Origin of the sequence: Pseudoroseomonas cervicalis, from assembly GCF_030818485.1 — a bacterium.
Taxonomy (GTDB): Bacteria; Pseudomonadota; Alphaproteobacteria; order Acetobacterales; family Acetobacteraceae; genus Pseudoroseomonas; species Pseudoroseomonas cervicalis_A.
Window position 1 is genome coordinate 1,676,654 of the sequence record NZ_JAUTAJ010000004.1, and the last position, 16,094, is coordinate 1,692,747.

Consider the following 16,094-nt stretch of genomic DNA (forward strand, 5'->3'; position numbering starts at 1 on the left):
GGGGCGCTGCCCCCCAAGCTCCCTTTGGGACCCCGCCGGGGTGGCAAGGGCCACCCCGGACCCCGCCATCAGGGGCGTGATCGCTGGAGGCGGACCCGCCGAACAGCGTGAATCACGCCCCCAAAGGTCAGTTCAGCGTTGGAATTCCGCCGGGCGCAGCGAGCGGGCCAGGGCGTCCAGCACGCCATTGGCGAAGCGCGGCTCCTCGCCGCTGAAGAAGCCATGCGCGATGTCCATATACTCGTTGATCACCACGCGCGCCGGCGGCTCGGTGCCGGAGGACAGCTCATGCGTCGCGGCGCGCAGCAGCGCCCGCAGCACCGGGTCCAGCCGCGCCACCGTCCAGTCGCCGGCCAGATGGCCCTGCAGGATGCCGTCCAGCTCCTCCGACTGGCGCGCCACGCCGCGCACCACCCCGGCAAACAGCGGCACATCGGCCAGCGGCACACGGCCATCCTCGAACCCGCCCGCATCGGGGCCGATGCGGAAGCGGACGAACTGGTCGATCACCGTCTCGGCCGATTCGCCGGACTGCTCGCTCTGGAACAGCGCCTGGATGGCGGCGACGCGCGAGCCGGTGCGCGGGCGCCCCGCCACCGGCGGGCGCGGCTTGCGGCCGGCCGGGTTGCCCGGGGCGCCGCTCACTTCTGCCCCCAGCGGCGGGCCAGCGCGATCTGCTGCAGCACGGCGTGCACCGCCTCCGCCCCCTTGTTGTGCCGGTCATCGGCGCTGCGCGCCTCGGCCTGGTCCAGGCTCTCCACCGTCAGCAGGCCGAAGCCCAGCGGCACGCCGGTCTCGCTGCTGATGTCCATGACGCCCTGGCACACGGCCTCGCAGATGAACTGGTAGTGGTCGGTCTCGCCCTTCACCACGCAGCCGAGCAGCAGGAAACCGTCCCAGCCCTGCCCGGCGCGCAGCGCCATGCGCAGCGCCGCCGGCAGCTCATAGGCGCCGGCGACATCGACCACCTCCAGCGTGGCGCCGAGCTCGGCCAGGATCTTCTCCGCGCCGCGCCGCATGCCGCCGACCACGCCCTCGTAATACGGGGCCTGGATCAGCAGGATGCGCGGCGCGGGGCCGGGGATGGACGGGGTGGCGCGTTCCGGCGCGTCGGCGGTGCTCATGCGGCGCCTGCTTCCTCGATGGGGCGGGTCTCGGCCACGGTCAGCCCGTAGCCCTCCAGCCCGACAATGGCCTTGGGATGGTTGGTCAGCAGCGCCATTTCCTTGACGCCGAGATCGGCCAGGATCTGCGCGCCGATGCCGTAGTCGCGCAGCTCCGGCGGGGCGCTGCGGTCGCGCCCGGCGCGGATGCGCTCGGACAGGGCGGTGGGCTTCACGTCGCGGATCAGCACCACGACACCGCGCCCCGCCTCGGCGATGGCGCGCATGGCGCAATGCAGCTCGCCCGAGCCGCTGGTGCCGACAATGTCGGCGAACAGGTTCACGGCATGCATGCGCACCGGCACCGGGCCGGGCCGGGTCAGGTCGCCCTTCACCAGCGCGACATGCTCGCCATATTCCTGGGTGTTGGCATAGACGACGACGCGCCACTCGCCGCCCGGCAGCTCGGCAAGGCGGCTCTCCTCGACCCGCTTCACCAGCCGCTCGGTGCGGCGGCGATAGCCGATCAGGTCGGCGATGGTGCCGAGCTTCAGCCCGTGATGCTGGGCGAAGGCCACCAGATCCGGCATGCGGGCCATGCTGCCATCGTCGTTCATGATCTCGCAGATCACGCCCGAGGGGTTCAGCCCGGCCAGCCGCGCGAAATCCACCGCCGCCTCGGTATGGCCGGCGCGCACCAGCGTGCCGCCCTCCCGCGCCACCAGCGGGAAGACATGGCCCGGCGTCACGATCTGGTCGCGCCCGGCCTCGGGGTTGATCGCCACCGCCACGGTGCGGGCGCGGTCGGCGGCCGAGATGCCGGTGGTCACCCCGTCCCGCGCCTCGATCGAGACGGTGAAGGCGGTCTGGTGCCGCGTGCCGTTGCTCTGCGCCATCAGCGGCAGGCCGAGCTGCTCGACCCGCGAGCGCGTCATGGCCAGGCAGATCAGCCCGCGCGCATGGCGGGCCATGAAGTTGATGGCGTCGGGCGTCGCGAATTGCGCGGGGATGACGAGGTCGCCCTCATTCTCCCGGTCCTCGTCATCCACCAGGATGAACATGCGGCCGCGCCGGGCCTCCTCCAGCAGCTCCTCGGTGGGGCTGAGGAATTCCGAGAAGGAGGTGCGCTGGGTCAGTGTGGTCATGCCTTGGTCTCCCCCCTCTGCATGTCGAAGTCGCGCAGCCGCGCGACATAGCGCGCCAGCATGTCGATCTCGATATTCACCGGATCGCCCGCCGACAAGCCGCCGAGCGTCGTCACCTGGGCCGTGTGCGGGATCAGGTTGACCCCGAAGATCAGCCCCTGCACCTCGTTCACCGTCAGCGACACGCCCTCCATCGTCACCGAGCCCTTGGGCGCGACGAAGCGCGCCAGCTCGGGAGGCAGCCGCACCTGGATGCGCAGCGAGCCATTCTCGGGCGTGACGGAAACGACCTCGCCCAGCCCGTCGACATGGCCGGAGACGACATGGCCGCCCATCTCGTCGCCCATCTTCAGCGCGCGCTCGAGATTCAGCACCGTGCCGGGGCGCCAGCGCGAGAGGGTGGTCTTGCTCAGCGTCTCGGCCGAGACCTCGACGGCGAAGCGGCTTTCCTCCAGCGCCACCACGGTCAGGCAGCAGCCGGAGCAGGCGATGGAGGCGCCGATCTCCGCCCCCGCCAGCCAGCCCGGCGGCGTCGCCAGCACCAGGCGCATATCCTGCCCGGCGCCGAGCGGCGCCAGCTCGGCGACCTCGCCCTGGGCGGTGATGATGCCGGTGAACATGTCAGGCGGTCCCCATTTCCGATGCCGTCTCGTACTCGCTGAACAGATCCGCCCCCGGCAGCGCCAGGGCGGTGCGGCGATATCTGGGCATGGCGGACAAAAGCTCCAGCGGCAAGGCGTCCAGCGCAGGCCGGCCATCGCCGCCGATGATGGCGGGGGCGTGGAACCAGGCCAGGCGGTCGACCAGGCCCGCGCGCAGCAGGCCGGCGGCCAGCGCCGCGCCGCCCTCGGCCAGGACGCGGGTCAGGCCGCGCGCCGCCAGCGCCCGCAGCAGCGCCGGGGGGTCGAGGCCCATCGGCTGGCCGGCCGGCCCCTCGGCCTCCGGCATCTCCGCGATGGGCACCTCGACGATCTCGGCGCCGGCGGCGCGCAGCGGCGCCAGCAGCGCGTCCGGATGGCCGGGGCGCGTCGCGATCCAGACCGGCCCGCCGCCCTCGCGCAGCATGCGCGCAGCCGGCGAGAGGCGCAGCCGCGCATCCGCCCACCACGCGCACGGTGGGCCGCGGCGCGAAGCCGGGGATGCGGCAGGACAGAGCGGGGTCGTCGGCCAGCGCCGTGCCGCTGCCCACCAGCACCGCGTCATGCGTGCCGCGCAGCGCATGCGCCAGGCGCCGCGCCGGGGCGCCGGTGATCCACTGGCTCTCGCCGCTGCGGGTCGCGATGCGGCCATCCAGCGTGCTGGCCAGCTTCAGCGTCAGCAGCGGCAGGTTGTGGGTCAGCCGCTTGGTGAAGCCGGCATTGATCGCCCGCGCCTCCGCCTCCAGCAGCCCGGTCGAGACGGCGATGCCGGCGGCGCGCAGCTGCTCGATGCCGCCGCCATCGACGCGGGGGTCGGGGTCGCGCATCGCCACCACCACCCGCGCCACGCCGGCGGCGATCAGCGCATCGGTGCAGGGCGGCGTGCGGCCCCAATGGCAGCAGGGTTCCAGCGTGACATAGGCGGTGGCGCCGCGCGCGGCGGCGCCGGCGCGCTTCAGCGCCTCGGTCTCGGCATGCGGGCGGCCGCCCGGGGCGGTCCAGCCGCGCCCGACCACCTGCCCCGCGGGCGAGACCAGCACGCAGCCCACCGACGGGTTGGGCCAGACATTGCCCAGGCCGCGCGCCGCCAGCGCCAGGGCCGCGCGCATCCAGCCCGCATCCGCGTCGCGCCATCCTGCCGCATCCGCGGCGCGCAGCTTCGCCGCATCCGCGGCGCTGGGCGGCGCCGGCGGCACGGGCAGCCCGCTGGTCACGCCGCCTGGCCGAGCCGGTCGGGGCTGAAACCGGCCAGCGGCTTGGCCAGCACGGTGTGCGGCAGGGTGACACGCAGCACCGGCTCGGTGCGCTGGCCGGCCGCCTGCATGGCATAGCCGCGGCGGCGGAACAGGCCGAGGGCGCGCAGATGCCCGCTCGGCACCCGCACCCGCAGGGAGGGCGCGCCAGCCTCGGCCAGCAGCGTCTCCATGGCCGAGAGCAGGGCGGCGCCCAGCCCCTGGCCGGTGGCGTGCGGCGCCACCCACAACCCGGTCAGCCGCGCATCGGCGCCGGCCTGCGGCGGCTCGGCCAGGGCGCAGCCCAGCGGGCCGGCCGGCCCTTCGGCCAGCAGCAGCTTCGCGCCCTGCTCCGCCGCAGCGGCGAAGAGCAGGGAAAAACGCTCGACGGTGGCGCGGCGGCGCAGCTCGGCCGGCAGCAGCGCCGCCGGGCCATTGGCATAGGCGGCGGCCGACAGCACCGCCAGCGCGGCATGGTCGGCGGGCCCTGCCGCGCGCAGCACCGCGCCGAGCGAAAGCCCGGCCGCAGCGGCCCCGCCGGCCAGCGCCGCGGGATGAAACAGTTTGACCATGCCGGGTTCAGCCCTTGTTGCCGTCGCCGAAATCGAGGGAGCCGAGGAAGGCGCGGAAATCGCTCGCCTCGCCGAAATTGCGGTAGACCGAGGCGAAGCGCACATACGCCACCTGGTCCAGCTCCTTCAACGTCTCCATCACCATCTCGCCAATGGCGCGGCTGGTGATCTCGCTCTCGCCCTCGGCTTCCAGGCGGCGCTGGATGCCGTTGACGATGCGTTCGATGCGGTCCTCATCCACCGGGCGCTTGCGCAGCGCGATGCGGATGGAGCGCGCCAGCTTGTCGCGGTCGAAGGGCACGCGGCGCTGGTCGGATTTCACCACCGTCAGCTCGCGCAGCGTCACCCGCTCGAAGGTGGTGAAGCGTGCCCCGCAGGAGGGGCAGGAACGCCGGCGGCGGATCGCCGCCCCGTCATCAGCGGGGCGGCTGTCCTTCACCTGCGTGTCCTCGCTGCCGCAGAACGGACAGCGCATGCGCCCCCTCCCCCCGCCGGATCAGCGGTAGATCGGGAAGCGCTGGCAGAGCGCCTGCACCTCCGCGCCGACCTCCGCCTCGATGGCGGCATTGCCATCCGGGTCGTTGGCGCGCGACAGGCCGAGCAGGACCTTGCCGATCAGCCGGCCGATCTGGCGGAACTCCGCCTCGCCCAGGCCACGCGTGGTGCCGGCGGGGGTGCCGAGGCGGATGCCCGAGGTCACCGCCGGCTTGGCCGGGTCGAAGGGGATGGCGTTCTTGTTGCAGGTCAGATGGGCGCGGCCCAGCGCCGCCTCGGCCGCCTTGCCGGTCAGGTTCAGCGGGCGGAGATCGACCAGCATCAGGTGGTTGTCGGTGCCGCCGGTGACGATGCCGGCACCCTGGGCCACCAGCTCCTCGGCCAGCGCCTTCGCATTGGCGACCACGGCCTTGGCATAGGCGCGGAATTCGGGGCGCAGCGCCTCGCCGAAGGTCACCGCCTTGGCGGCGATCACATGCTCCAGCGGGCCGCCCTGCAGGCCGGGGAAGACGGCGCTGTTGAACTTCTTCGCCAGCGCCTCGTCATTGGTCAGGATCATGCCGCCGCGCGGGCCGCGCAGCGTCTTGTGGGTGGTGGTGGTGACCACATGCGCATGCGGGAACGGGCTGTCATGCGCGCCGCCGGCGACGAGGCCGGCGAAATGCGCCATGTCCACCATGAAGTACGCGCCCACCTCATCGGCAATGGCGCGGAACCGGGCAAAATCCCAGGCGCGGGAATAGGCGGAACCGCCGGCGACGATCACCTTGGGGCGGCTCTCGCGGGCGATGCGGGCCACCTCCTCCATGTCGATGGTGCCGCTCTCGCGGCCCACCGTGTAGGGCGCCACCTTGAACCACTTGCCGGAATAGTTGACGTGGCTGCCATGGGTCAGGTGGCCGCCGGCGGCCAGATCCAGGCCCATGAAGGTGTCGCCCGGCTGCATCAGGGCGAAGAACACCGCCATGTTCGCCTGGGCGCCACTGTGCGGCTGGACGTTGGCGAAGCCGCAGCCGAAGAGCTGCTTGGCGCGCTCGATCGCCAGCGTCTCGATCTCGTCCACATATTCGCAACCGCCATAGTAGCGCTTGCCCGGCAGGCCCTCGGCATATTTGTTGGTCAGGATCGAGCCCTGGGCCTCCAGCACCGCGCGGGAGACGATGTTCTCGGAGGCGATCAGCTCGATGCCGTCCTGCTGGCGGTGCAGCTCGCGGCCGATCAGGCCGGCGATGTCGGCATCGGCCTCGGCCAGCGGGGCGGAGAAGAAGCGGCTGGCGAGATGCGCCGGGGAGAGCTCGTTCATGGTCTCGGACCTCCTGGGGCCAGGCTCAGGCAGAGGGGGCGGCGGGCGAGGGCGCCGCGATCGCCGGGGTCAGCTTGGCGATGCGCCGGTCGTGGCGGCCGCCTTCATAGGAGGTGGTCAGGAAGGCGGAAAGCGCATCCAGCACCACCTCGGCCCCGATCGTGCGGGCGCCGAAACAGGCGATGTTCGCGTCATTGTGCGCGCGCGTCAGCCGCGCCTCGGTGGTGTTGTGCACCACCACGGCGCGGATCGCCGGGTGCCGGTTGGCCGCGATCGCCATGCCGATGCCGCTGCCGCAGACCAGCACGCCGAAGCGCGCCTGGCCGCCGGTCACCGCCTCGGCCACCGGATGGGCGAAATCCGCGTAGTCGCAGCTTTGCGTCCCATGGGTGCCGTAATCGAGCACCGGATGCCCGGCCGCCTCGAGCGCGGCGCGCAGGCTGTCCTTGAGGGCGGCGCCGGCATGGTCGGCGCCGAGGGCGATGGGGGTCTCGGCCGGGTTCATGGCGCCCCCGTTACCACGCCTTGTTGATCGGGAAAACTCGAACCCCTACGGCTTGGGCGCAACCCCGGCATGTGCGGCGAGGAAGGCCAGCGCGCGCGGCACGGCCAGCGCCCGGGACTCGGGATGCGGCCCGGCGGTCACCTGCCGGCCATCCGGCAGGGTGCGGGGGCGCGGCGCGGCCTCGCCCGGCCCGTCGAAGCCATGGCCGGCGCCGGGATAGGTCACCACCTCCACCCGCCCCTCCGGCTGCGCCGCCGCCCAGGCCTGGCAGAAGCGCGCCGGGGTCCAGTTGTCGTCCTGTCCCAGCAGGAGCAGCAGCGGAATGGCGCTGGTGGTGCCGGCGCGCAGCGCAGCGAAGCAGCCGGGGTAGAAGGCAACGCCGGCCCGCAGCAGCCCGGGCGGCGCATGGGCGGCCGCCGCCAGCACCGTGCTGCCGCCATGCGACCAGCCCAGCAGCAGCACGCCCCCCGGCGCCGCCCAGGGCTGCGCCTGCGCCCAGGCGGCCGCCGCGAGCGAATCGTCGCCGCGCACCGCCTCGGCCCCCGCCGGATGGTCGGGGCGGCCGCAGGCAGGGCCGAGGCCGCGGCTGCCAAAACTGTCCGGCAGCAGCACCGGATGGCCCTGCGCCAGCAGGCGGCGTGTCCAGTCGCGCTCCCGCGCGGGGGCGCGCAGCTGCTCCACCGTGCCGAGCCCGGCGCAGCCATGCAGCGCCACCACCGGGACGCCGGGCGGCGTGCCCTCCGGCGGCAGCGCCAGCAGGGCGCGCAGCGTGACGCCGCCGGGGCCCGGGATCGTCACGCTGCGATAATCCTGCGCGGCGGCGGCGCGCGGCAGGGCGCCGGCCAGCAGGGCAAGGGCCAGGACCAGGGCGCGCGGCGCGGCGGGATGGGGCATGCCAGGACTCCGGAAGCGGCGCGCAGCATGCCGCCGGCGCCGCCCCCCTCCCACTGATGTTTTCGCAAGAAAGGCGGCGCCGCCCATGGCCGCCATGAGCCACCGACATGGAAAGCCGGCCGATTCCGTGGCAGGAGGGGGCCGGGCAGGATCCGCCTGCCGCTTTCGGCCGGGGGCCGGGCCCTGCCCCGCCGCGCCACCGGCACCCCGCCACTCGGCGGCATCCCGGCCGCACCCGGCCGGGACCTCGCCGCCGCCGGAGCCTCGCATGATGCCTGCCCTCGGGTCCTTCCCAGCCACCCGCCTGCGCCGCAACCGCCATGATGCGGCGACCCGCCGCCTGGTGGCCGAGCACCGCCTCTCGGTCGACGACCTGATCTGGCCGATCTTCCTGATCGAGGGCGAGGGCCAGGTGACCGAGGTGTCCTCCATGCCCGGCGCCTTCCGCGTCACGCTGGACCGGCTGGCGGCGCATGTGGCGCCGGCGGTGGAGCTCGGCATTCCCGCCATCGCCCTGTTCCCGGCGACGCCGGCCGAGCGCAAGGACGCCGAAGGCACCGAGGCGAAGAACCCCGAGAACCTGATCTGCCGCGCGACACGCCTGCTGAAGCGCGAATTCCCCGACACCGCGCTGGTGGGCGACGTGGCCCTCGACCCCTATACCGACCATGGCCATGACGGGGTGCTGCGCGACGGCTATGTCGCCAATGACGAATCCGTCGCCGTGCTGGTGGCCCAGGCGGTGAACCAGGCCGAGGCGGGGATCGACATCATCGCCCCCTCCGACATGATGGATGGCCGCGTCGGCGCCATCCGCACGGCGCTGGATGGCAAGGGCCTGACCAACACCCGCATCATGTCCTATGCGGCGAAATACGCCTCGGCCTTCTACGGCCCGTTCCGCGATGCGCTGGGCTCGGGCGGCGCGCTGAAGGGCGACAAGAAGACCTACCAGATGGACCCGGCCAATTCGGACGAGGCGCTGCGCGAGGTGGCGCAGGATCTGGCCGAGGGCGCCGACATGGTGATGGTCAAGCCGGGCATGCCCTATCTCGATATCGTCCAGCGGGTGAAACAGCATTTCGCCGTGCCGACCTTCGCCTACCAGGTCAGCGGCGAATACGCGATGATCATGGCCGCGGTGCGCAATGGCTGGCTGGACCATGACAAGGCGATGCTGGAGAGCCTGCTGGCCTTCAAGCGCGCCGGCGCCGATGGCGTGCTGACCTATTTCGCCGTCGAGGCGGCGAAGCGCCTGCGCCAGGGCTGAACGGCCCGCCGCAAGGCGCCCGCCCGGCGCCTTGCGGCGAAGACATCCCGCCTCCACTTGGCCTTGGCCGTGTCACTGCCCAGTCTCCTTCCGTGCGTTACATGCCGCGAGAGGGAGTGCCCCGATGATCCGCCGCACGCTGCTGCAGGGCCTGGCCATTGCCGGGCTGAGCATCGCCACCGCCTGCGCCCAGCCGGCGCCGCCGCCGCCCTATCCGCCGGTGCCCGAGCTGCGCCGCGAGATGCAGCTGCCGCCGCCGCCCCAGCCGGAGCGCTATGTCTGGCAGCCCGGCCACTGGCACTGGAATGGCGGCGCCTATGAATGGATCGGCGGCCGCTGGATCCTGCGCCCGGTGCATGGCGTCGAATGGGTGCATGGCCGCTGGGTCTGGGGCAATGCCGGCTGGACCTGGATCCCCGGCCATTGGCGTTGATCTTTCAGGCTGCCGCCATCCTGTTCTGAGGCGGGACGCGGCGGCCGGACGGCGCGCTGGTGGTGCTGGCGCTGAGCAAGAAACCAAGGGGCGGGCCGTGTGGCCCGCCCCTTTTTCACAACCGTATCAACCAGGAAGGGACGGCCCCGCAGGCCCGCCCCTCCCCTTCAAAACTACCACCGTCGGCAAGGTGCAGCGTCCCGCCTCCCCACCCGACAGCGGCAGCCCGAGAGAAATCAACGGGGGGTGGGGACGACGACGGCGGGGGCCGGCAGGGCGAAGGCGGAGCGCAGCTCGCCCGCCACGAAGCGCTGGGCGGCGCCGGCCTGGGTCAGCACGGTCGGGTCGACGCCGAAGAATTCATGCGTGACGCCGGGGAAGTCCTGCGCCACCACCTGCACGCCGCTCTGCTGCAGGCGCTGGCCCAGCAGCATGCCGTCGCTGCGCAGCGGGTCGATCTCGGCGGTGACGATGATGGCCTTGGGCAGGCCGCGCAGCTCGGCCCGGCCATAGACGTTCAGCCGCGGATCCTGCAGCTCGGCCGGCAGGCTGGTGGCGTGGCGGAAGAACCACTGCATCATCGCCGCGTTCAGCGGCTTCGCCAGGGCGTTCTGCTGGTAGGAGGGCGTCGTCATGTCGGTGCCGGCCAGCGGGTAGATCAGGCCCATCGCCACCGGCAGCGGCGTGCGGCCCTCGCGCGCCGCCATGGCGACATTGATGGCCAGATTGCCGCCGGCGCTCTCGCCCACCACCGCGACGCGGGACAGGTCGGCGCCGAGCTGGGCCGCGTTCTGCAGCGCCCAGACATAGGCGGCATAGGCGTCCTGATGCGCGGCAGGGAATTTGGCCTCCGGCGCCTGGCGGTAATGCACCGACAGCACCACCGCCTGGGATTCCGCGGCCAGGGCGCGCGCCGAGGCATCATAGGCGTCGAGCGAGCCGATGACGAAGCCGCCGCCGTGATAATAGACGATCATCGGCAGCAGCGGGCGCGGCGGGTCGCCGGCGCGCGGCGGCTCGACCGGGCTGTAGACCCGCGCCGCCATCGGCCCGCCCAGGCCCGGGATCTCGATATCGCGCACCACCGGCAGCGGGCGCGGCGCGTCGGGGCGGCCCAGCGCGCGCAGCCGGTGCTTCACCGCATCGGCCAGCGTCGGCTGCAGGCGGGCCTCCTCGGGGCGCAGCGTCTCGATCGGCTGCGGCCGCAGCGCCTGCAGGCTCTCCAGCAGCGCGCGCATTTCCGGGTCGGCACGGCCGGTCGGGTCGGCGGGCGGCAGCGGCTGCGTCTCGGTGGCGCAGGCGGCCAGCAGCCCCAGCGGCAGCATCAGGCTGGCGCGGCGGGAAAGCTGGATCATGACGGCATCTCCTCGGGTGGCCCGCCGGGGATGCGGCGGGCAGCGCCGGGGAAACACGGGCTGTGCCATCCGGGTTGCGCGGCCGGGCAGGCCCCGGCCGGCGCGCTCTCCCCCGGCCGAGCGGCGCTCAGCCGCCGCGCAGGAAGGTCGCGACGCGGTTGATCTGCGCCGGGTCCATCAACGCCGGGGCGTGGCCGACGCCTTCGAACTCCACCAGCTCCACCCCGTGGCGGGCGGCCATGCGGGCGGCGGTGGCGGCTGTCAGCAGCGGGCTCTCGGCGCCGCGCAGCAGCAGCACCGGCAGGTCCAGCCGGTCCCAGAGCGGCCAGAGCGCGACATCGCCGCCCCCCGCCGCCATGGGCTGGGCGATCGCCGGGTCATGGTGCAGGGCCAGCCGCCCATCGGCCCGCATGCGCGCCGAATGCCGCGCCAGATGCCGCCATTCGGCGTCCGAGAGCGGGCCGAACCCGGCATGGATGCGGCGCAGATGCGCCTCCAGCGCGGCCAGATCGTCGAAGACCGGCGCCTCGGCCAGGTATTCGCCGATGGCGGCGAGCGCCGTGCCGGGGATCTCGGCGCCGACATCGTTCAGCACCAGGCGGCGCGGCCCCTCCCCCGGCAGGCTGGCCAGGCCAAGGCCGATCAGCCCGCCCATCGAGGTGCCGACCCAGTCATAGGGCCGGCCCAGCCCCTGCAGCAGCGGCCGCATCAGCGCGACATAGGTCGGCACCACATAGAGCGCGCCATTGGCCAGCCAGGAGGATTGGCCGCGCCCGGGCATGTCGGGGCAGAGCACGCGCCGCCCCTCGGCGGCCAGGGCGCCGGCCAGGCTGTCGAAATCGCGGCCATTGCGGGTCAGCCCGTGCAGGCAGATCACCGGCGCGCCCTCCGGCGGCCCCCATTCGGTCCAGCGCAGATCCACCCCGCCGCCGGGCAGCGCCACACGCAACGCGCCCTGGCGGGGCGGGCCGGCGGGGGATGGGCGGGTCGGGGTCTCGGCCGTCACGGTCACCTCCTGGGCGGTCGCGGCGGGCGGCGTCGCGCCCCGGCATCAAGCCAGAAAGCCCGGCCCGCCGCCAGGGCCGGGCCCGGGGAGGCCCAGGGTTGCCGGGCGGCGGCGCGCATCGCATGGTTCGGCCCAGCGAATTCACGCGGGAGGACATGATGCCCGACACCCACACCCCGGCGGCGACGCCCGAGGCGCCCTGCCTCGATCCCTTCGCGCTGGCCCGCGCGCTTTCGGGCGCGCATCTGATCGGCGGGCGGCTGGTGCCGGCGCGCTCCGGCCGCGTCTTCCCCGTGGTCAACCCGGCGACCGGCGAGAGCGTGGCCGAGGCCGCCGATGGCGATGCCGCCGATGTCGAGGCGGCGGTGAGCGATGCCGCCCGCGCGCAGAAGGAATGGGCGAAGCTGCCCGCCCGCAAGCGCGGCGCGCTGGTGGCCCAGGCGGCGGCGCTGATCCGCACCCATGTCGAGGAGCTGTCGCGGCTGGTGGCACTCGAGACCGGCAAGGCGCTGCGCACCGAAAGCCGTGTCGAGGCCAACAACGTCGCCGACATCTTCGATTTCTTCGCGGGCCTCGGCGGCGAGATCAAGGGCGAGACGGTGCCCTTCGGCCCGGATGTGCTGAACATCACCGTGCGCGAGCCGCTCGGCGTGGTCGGCGCCATCATCCCCTGGAACATCCCGATGATGCTGCTGGCGCTGAAGGTGGCGCCCGCCCTCGTCGCCGGCAACAGCGTGGTGGTGAAATCGGCCGAGGAAGCGCCGCTCGCCGTGCTGCGCATCGCCGAGCTGATGAACCGCGTGCTGCCGGCCGGCGTGTTCAACCTGCTCTCCGGCCAGGGTCCGGAATGCGGCGCGCCGCTGGTCGCGCACAAGCTGGTGAAGAAGGTGACCTTCACCGGCTCGGTCGAGACCGGCAAGATCATCTACAAGGCGGCGGCCGAGAAGCTGATCCCGGTGACGCTGGAGCTTGGCGGCAAGTCGCCGATGATCGTCTTCGCCGATTGCGATTTCGAAAAGACCGTGCAGGGCGCGCTGACCTCGATGCGCTTCACCCGCCAGGGGCAGAGCTGCACGGCCGCCAGCCGCATCTTCGTCGAGCGGCCGATCTTCGACCGCTTCGTCGAGGAAATGGCGAAGCGCGTCGACGCCATGGTGATGGGCGACCCGCTGGACGAGACGACCGATATCGGCACCATCATCTCGCCCGGCCAGTTCGAGAAGGTGAAGACCTTCATCGAGGAAGGCCGCGCCACGGCGGGCGCGACGGGCCGCGCCTGCTCGGCCATGCCGCAGGACGCCGCGCTGAAGAAGGGGCTGTTCATCCAGCCGCATATTTTTACCGGCCTGACCAAGGAGAGCCGGCTGGTGCGCGAGGAGATCTTCGGCCCCGTGACCTGCATCTTTCCCTTCGACGAGGCGGAAGCGGTGCTGGCGGAGGCCAATGACACCGAATTCGGCCTGGCCGCCAGCGTCTGGACCAGCAACCTCAAGATCGCGTTGACCTTCGCGCATCGCATCGAGGCGGGGCTGGTGCAGGTGAACCAGAACCTCGTTGTGCAGCCGAATCTTTCTTACGGCGGGGTGAAGGCGTCCGGCCTCGGCAAGGAAGCGAGTCTTGAATCGATGCTGGAACACTTCACTCACAAGAAGACGATCATGGTCAACATGACCTGAAATACGGCGCACTCGATCGTCACCGCCGCAGCGCGCGGCGCCGGTCTAGACTGCGCCGCATGAGGATTGCGGGATCGGCAGCATCGGCGCAGCGCGGCGCCGCATCGCCCGGGATGGCGGCATCCGGGATGGCGGCGGCGGCGCCCGGCCCTGGGCCGGCCTCCGCGCAGTCGGCCGGGCCCGCGGGCCCGGCCATGGCGCCGCCGCAGGACCGGACGGCCGGCAGCCTGCCGGCCGCCCCGGCGCCCCGCCCCGGCCCGCGCGGCGCCGAGGGGCTGCTGCGGCCCGGCGAGGCGCTGGGCACCGGCTTCACCGCCGGGCTGGCCAGCAGCCTGGCCGGCAGCCCGGCCCTTCCCAACCCGACCATTTCCGGCCCGCCACTTGCCGGCCAGCCGCCCACCGGACAGCCACTTCCCGGCCAGGCGCTGCCCGACCAGGCGCTGCCCGCCCAGGCGCTGCCCAACCCGGCGCTCGCGGGCCAGGAGGGCGCCCCGCCCCTGCGCCTCGCCGGGTTTGGCTTCCGCACCCATCTGCTGCGCCTGGCGCTCGCCCTGGCCCTGCCGCTGGCGGTGCTGGCCGGGGCGCTCGCGCTGTGGACCGCGCGGGAGCAGCGGGCCGAGGTGCTGCGCGGCCTGCAGCACACCGCCCATGCGCTGCAGCTGGCGGTCGACCGGGAGCTGCGCGCCGGCATCGCGGCGCTGGAGGTGCTGGGCGGCATGCCCGGGCTGGACCCGCTGCTCGCCGGCACGATCGGCGCCGAGGAATTCGCGGCGCTGCACGCCCAGGCCAGCGCCCTGCTGCGCCGCCCCGCCACCGGCTTGCGCTCGCTGACCGTGGTCTCGGCCGAGGAGGCCGGCCAGCCGCCGCGCCTGCTGCTGAGCACGGTGAGCCCGCCCGGCGCGCAGCCCAGCCGGCCGCCCGCCCTGCGCTTCGCGCCGCGCGCCGATGGCAGCATCCCCGACCCCATCGCGCCCTGGATCGAGGCGCTGCGCAGCCCGCTGCCGCGCATCACCGACCTGTTCCAGACGCCGCTCGACCCGCATTGGCGCTTCGCCATCACCCTGCCGCTGCAGCGCGAGGGCCGCACCATCGGCCTGCTGGTCGGCACGCTGGGGCCGGAGCGCATCGCCGCCATCCTGCAGGAACACCAGCCGCCCGCCGGCTGGGAGGCGATGGTGGTGGACCGCGTCGGCCATCCCGTCGCCCGCTCCACCGGCAATGCCGCCGGGCTGATCGGCGCCGGCGCGGCGGAGCCGCTGCTGGCCGAGACCCTGCCGGCGGCGGTCGGCGCCTTCCAGGCCGGGCCGCTCTCCAGCGCCCTGCTGACCCTGCCGGACGAGGCCGGCGGCCAGGCCTATGCGGCGCTGCGCCGCCTGGCCGGCGTGCCCTGGAGCGTGCTCTACGCCGCGCCGCAGAGCGAGGTGGACGGGCCGCAATGGCGGGCCCTGGGCCTGGCCGGTGCCGCCGGGGCGGCGGCGCTGGCCCTGGCCGCGCTGCTGGCGCTGCGCATCGGCCGGCTGCTGGGGGCGGAGATCCGCGGCCTCGGCCGCGACGCCGCCAGCGTCGCCCTGTCCGAGGCGCCGCCGCCGCCGCGCCCGCCGGCCCTGGTGCGCGAGGTGGCCGAGGCCCGCGCCAGCCTGGCCCAGGTGGCCGAGACGCTGCGCCAGCGCGCCGCCGCCAAGCGCGACAGCGAGGCGCGCCAGGTGCTGCTGATGCGCGAGGTGGACCACCGCGCCAAGAACGCGCTGGCCGTCGCCCTCTCCCTGGTGCGGCTGGCGCCGCGCGACGTGCCGCCCGAGCATTTCGCCGCCACCGCCGAGGGCAGGCTGGCCGCCATGGCGCGCGCCCATGCGCTGCTGGCCGAGCGCGCCTGGGAAGGCGCGCCGCTGCGCGAGCTGGCGCTGGGCGAATTCGCCGCCGCCGCGCCGGACGCGCTGCCCGGCCGCATCCCGCTGGAGGGGCCGGCCGTGCTGCTGGACGCGGTGGCGGTGCAGCCCCTGGCCATGCTGCTGCATGAGCTCGCCACCAATGCCCGCCGCCATGGCGCGCTGAGCCGGCAGGAAGGCCATGTGCTGCTGCACTGGGAACTGGCCGCCGATGGCGCGCTGCGGCTGCATTGGCGCGAGCAGGGCGGCCCCGCCCTGCAGACCGCCCCGCCGCGCGGCCAGTTCGGCAGCCGGCTGATCCGCCAGCTGGCGGAGCGGCAGCTGGGCGGCCGGCTGCGCGCCGAATGGCGGCCGGAAGGGCTGAGCCTGGCGCTGAGCCTGCCCCGCCGCAGCGTGGTGCCGCCGCGCGCCGCCACCCCCGGCCCGGACGACACGCTGCGCCGCGACGGCTTCGCCCCCGCAAGCCCCGCCCAGGGCCTGGCGACGGGCGTGGCGCAGCCGGGCACGGCGGCGCATCCGGCCGGCGGCTTCGGCGCCTTCCCGCCACCCTCCCCGGCCGGCTGAAGGCCCCCGGCCGACGA

General features: G+C 73.8%; 16 protein-coding genes and 1 pseudogene. 4 read left to right on the plus strand and 13 right to left on the minus strand.

Annotation, left to right across the window (positions count from 1 at the left end):
- Positions 1–132: 132 nt before the first annotated feature.
- The 11 genes and pseudogenes from nusB to QE401_RS11750 all read right to left on the minus strand — a co-directional run bounded on the left by nusB (position 133) and on the right by QE401_RS11750 (position 7,887).
- Positions 133–645, minus strand: coding sequence for a transcription antitermination factor NusB (nusB, locus tag QE401_RS11700; protein ID WP_307138377.1), 513 nt, complete (start codon positions 643–645; stop codon positions 133–135).
- A complete protein-coding gene (ribH, locus tag QE401_RS11705; protein ID WP_307138378.1) occupies positions 642–1,124 on the minus strand; it encodes a 6,7-dimethyl-8-ribityllumazine synthase in 483 nt (160 codons plus the stop codon). Before ribH ends, nusB begins: the two co-directional genes overlap by 4 nt.
- Positions 1,121–2,248: a 3,4-dihydroxy-2-butanone-4-phosphate synthase gene (gene ribB / locus QE401_RS11710; protein WP_307138379.1), complete on the minus strand. Its 1,128-nt coding sequence runs from the start codon at positions 2,246–2,248 to the stop codon at positions 1,121–1,123. Before ribB ends, ribH begins: the two co-directional genes overlap by 4 nt.
- Positions 2,245–2,868, minus strand: coding sequence for a riboflavin synthase (locus tag QE401_RS11715; RefSeq protein WP_307138380.1), 624 nt, complete (start codon positions 2,866–2,868; stop codon positions 2,245–2,247). The genes ribB and QE401_RS11715 overlap by 4 nt, the downstream gene beginning before the upstream one ends.
- 1 nt (position 2,869) lies before the next feature.
- The gene (locus QE401_RS11720) at positions 2,870–3,313 is read right to left on the minus strand and encodes a dihydrofolate reductase family protein (protein WP_307138381.1); all 444 of its coding nucleotides are present in this window, start codon (positions 3,311–3,313) and stop codon (positions 2,870–2,872) included.
- A gap of 97 nt (positions 3,314–3,410) precedes the next feature.
- Positions 3,411–3,995: pseudogene (gene ribD / locus QE401_RS11725) on the minus strand (bifunctional diaminohydroxyphosphoribosylaminopyrimidine deaminase/5-amino-6-(5-phosphoribosylamino)uracil reductase RibD); the annotation flags it as partial.
- Positions 3,996–4,096: 101 nt separating this feature from the next.
- Positions 4,097–4,690 carry a GNAT family N-acetyltransferase gene (locus tag QE401_RS11730; RefSeq protein WP_307138382.1) on the minus strand — a complete coding sequence of 198 codons (594 nt, stop codon included), beginning with the start codon at positions 4,688–4,690 and terminating at the stop codon, positions 4,097–4,099.
- A gap of 7 nt (positions 4,691–4,697) precedes the next feature.
- Positions 4,698–5,165, minus strand: a complete 468-nt coding sequence (nrdR, locus tag QE401_RS11735) for a transcriptional regulator NrdR (protein ID WP_307138383.1) — start codon at positions 5,163–5,165, stop codon at positions 4,698–4,700.
- 21 nt (positions 5,166–5,186) lie between these two features.
- A complete protein-coding gene (gene glyA, locus QE401_RS11740) occupies positions 5,187–6,488 on the minus strand; it encodes a serine hydroxymethyltransferase (protein ID WP_307138384.1) in 1,302 nt (433 codons plus the stop codon).
- A 25-nt stretch (positions 6,489–6,513) separates the two neighbouring features.
- Positions 6,514–6,993 (minus strand): ribose 5-phosphate isomerase B, encoded by a 480-nt coding sequence (gene rpiB / locus QE401_RS11745; RefSeq protein ID WP_307138385.1) that lies wholly within the window; start codon positions 6,991–6,993, stop codon positions 6,514–6,516.
- Between the two features lie 45 nt (positions 6,994–7,038).
- Entirely contained in the window at positions 7,039–7,887 is an 849-nt protein-coding gene (locus QE401_RS11750) for a dienelactone hydrolase family protein (protein WP_307138386.1), read from the minus strand.
- 268 nt (positions 7,888–8,155) lie between these two features.
- Here QE401_RS11750 and hemB point away from each other — a divergent pair, with 268 nt between their 5' ends.
- Together hemB and QE401_RS11760 are read left to right on the plus strand one after the other, a co-directional pair.
- Complete coding sequence (gene hemB, locus QE401_RS11755) at positions 8,156–9,157, plus strand: porphobilinogen synthase (protein WP_307138387.1); 1,002 nt, start codon at positions 8,156–8,158, stop codon at positions 9,155–9,157.
- Positions 9,158–9,281: 124 nt separating this feature from the next.
- Positions 9,282–9,590: a hypothetical protein gene (locus QE401_RS11760; protein ID WP_307138388.1), complete on the plus strand. Its 309-nt coding sequence runs from the start codon at positions 9,282–9,284 to the stop codon at positions 9,588–9,590.
- A 236-nt stretch (positions 9,591–9,826) separates the two neighbouring features.
- Here the strand turns inward: QE401_RS11760 and QE401_RS11765 are convergent, their stop codons facing one another.
- Together QE401_RS11765 and QE401_RS11770 are read right to left on the minus strand one after the other, a co-directional pair.
- A complete protein-coding gene (locus QE401_RS11765; protein WP_307138389.1) occupies positions 9,827–10,945 on the minus strand; it encodes an alpha/beta hydrolase in 1,119 nt (372 codons plus the stop codon).
- A 127-nt stretch (positions 10,946–11,072) separates the two neighbouring features.
- Positions 11,073–11,951 (minus strand): alpha/beta fold hydrolase, encoded by an 879-nt coding sequence (locus QE401_RS11770; protein ID WP_307138390.1) that lies wholly within the window; start codon positions 11,949–11,951, stop codon positions 11,073–11,075.
- A gap of 158 nt (positions 11,952–12,109) precedes the next feature.
- On the opposite strand from QE401_RS11770, the gene QE401_RS11775 reads away from it, so the two are divergent.
- A complete protein-coding gene (locus tag QE401_RS11775; RefSeq protein WP_307138391.1) occupies positions 12,110–13,627 on the plus strand; it encodes an aldehyde dehydrogenase family protein in 1,518 nt (505 codons plus the stop codon).
- 194 nt (positions 13,628–13,821) lie between these two features.
- The gene (locus tag QE401_RS11780) at positions 13,822–16,077 is read left to right on the plus strand and encodes a sensor histidine kinase (protein ID WP_307138392.1); all 2,256 of its coding nucleotides are present in this window, start codon (positions 13,822–13,824) and stop codon (positions 16,075–16,077) included.
- Positions 16,078–16,094 lie beyond the last annotated feature (17 nt).

Bases quoted from the DNA above. Each gene is read 5' to 3' on its own strand.
- ribH (WP_307138378.1), bottom strand. From the start codon at position 1,124: ATGAGCACCGCCGACGCGCCGGAACGCGCCACCCCGTCCATCCCCGGC.
- ribB (WP_307138379.1), bottom strand. From the start codon at position 2,248: ATGACCACACTGACCCAGCGCACCTCCTTCTCGGAATTCCTCAGCCCC.
- QE401_RS11715 (WP_307138380.1), bottom strand. From the start codon at position 2,868: ATGTTCACCGGCATCATCACCGCCCAGGGCGAGGTCGCCGAGCTGGCG.
- QE401_RS11720 (WP_307138381.1), bottom strand. From the start codon at position 3,313: ATGCTGCGCGAGGGCGGCGGGCCGGTCTGGATCGCGACGCGCCCCGGC.
- QE401_RS11730 (WP_307138382.1), bottom strand. From the start codon at position 4,690: ATGGTCAAACTGTTTCATCCCGCGGCGCTGGCCGGCGGGGCCGCTGCG.
- nrdR (WP_307138383.1), bottom strand. From the start codon at position 5,165: ATGCGCTGTCCGTTCTGCGGCAGCGAGGACACGCAGGTGAAGGACAGC.
- glyA (WP_307138384.1), bottom strand. From the start codon at position 6,488: ATGAACGAGCTCTCCCCGGCGCATCTCGCCAGCCGCTTCTTCTCCGCC.
- rpiB (WP_307138385.1), bottom strand. From the start codon at position 6,993: ATGAACCCGGCCGAGACCCCCATCGCCCTCGGCGCCGACCATGCCGGC.
- QE401_RS11750 (WP_307138386.1), bottom strand. From the start codon at position 7,887: ATGCCCCATCCCGCCGCGCCGCGCGCCCTGGTCCTGGCCCTTGCCCTG.
- hemB (WP_307138387.1), top strand. From the start codon at position 8,156: ATGATGCCTGCCCTCGGGTCCTTCCCAGCCACCCGCCTGCGCCGCAAC.
- QE401_RS11760 (WP_307138388.1), top strand. From the start codon at position 9,282: ATGATCCGCCGCACGCTGCTGCAGGGCCTGGCCATTGCCGGGCTGAGC.
- QE401_RS11765 (WP_307138389.1), bottom strand. From the start codon at position 10,945: ATGATCCAGCTTTCCCGCCGCGCCAGCCTGATGCTGCCGCTGGGGCTG.
- QE401_RS11775 (WP_307138391.1), top strand. From the start codon at position 12,110: ATGCCCGACACCCACACCCCGGCGGCGACGCCCGAGGCGCCCTGCCTC.
- QE401_RS11780 (WP_307138392.1), top strand. From the start codon at position 13,822: ATGGCGCCGCCGCAGGACCGGACGGCCGGCAGCCTGCCGGCCGCCCCG.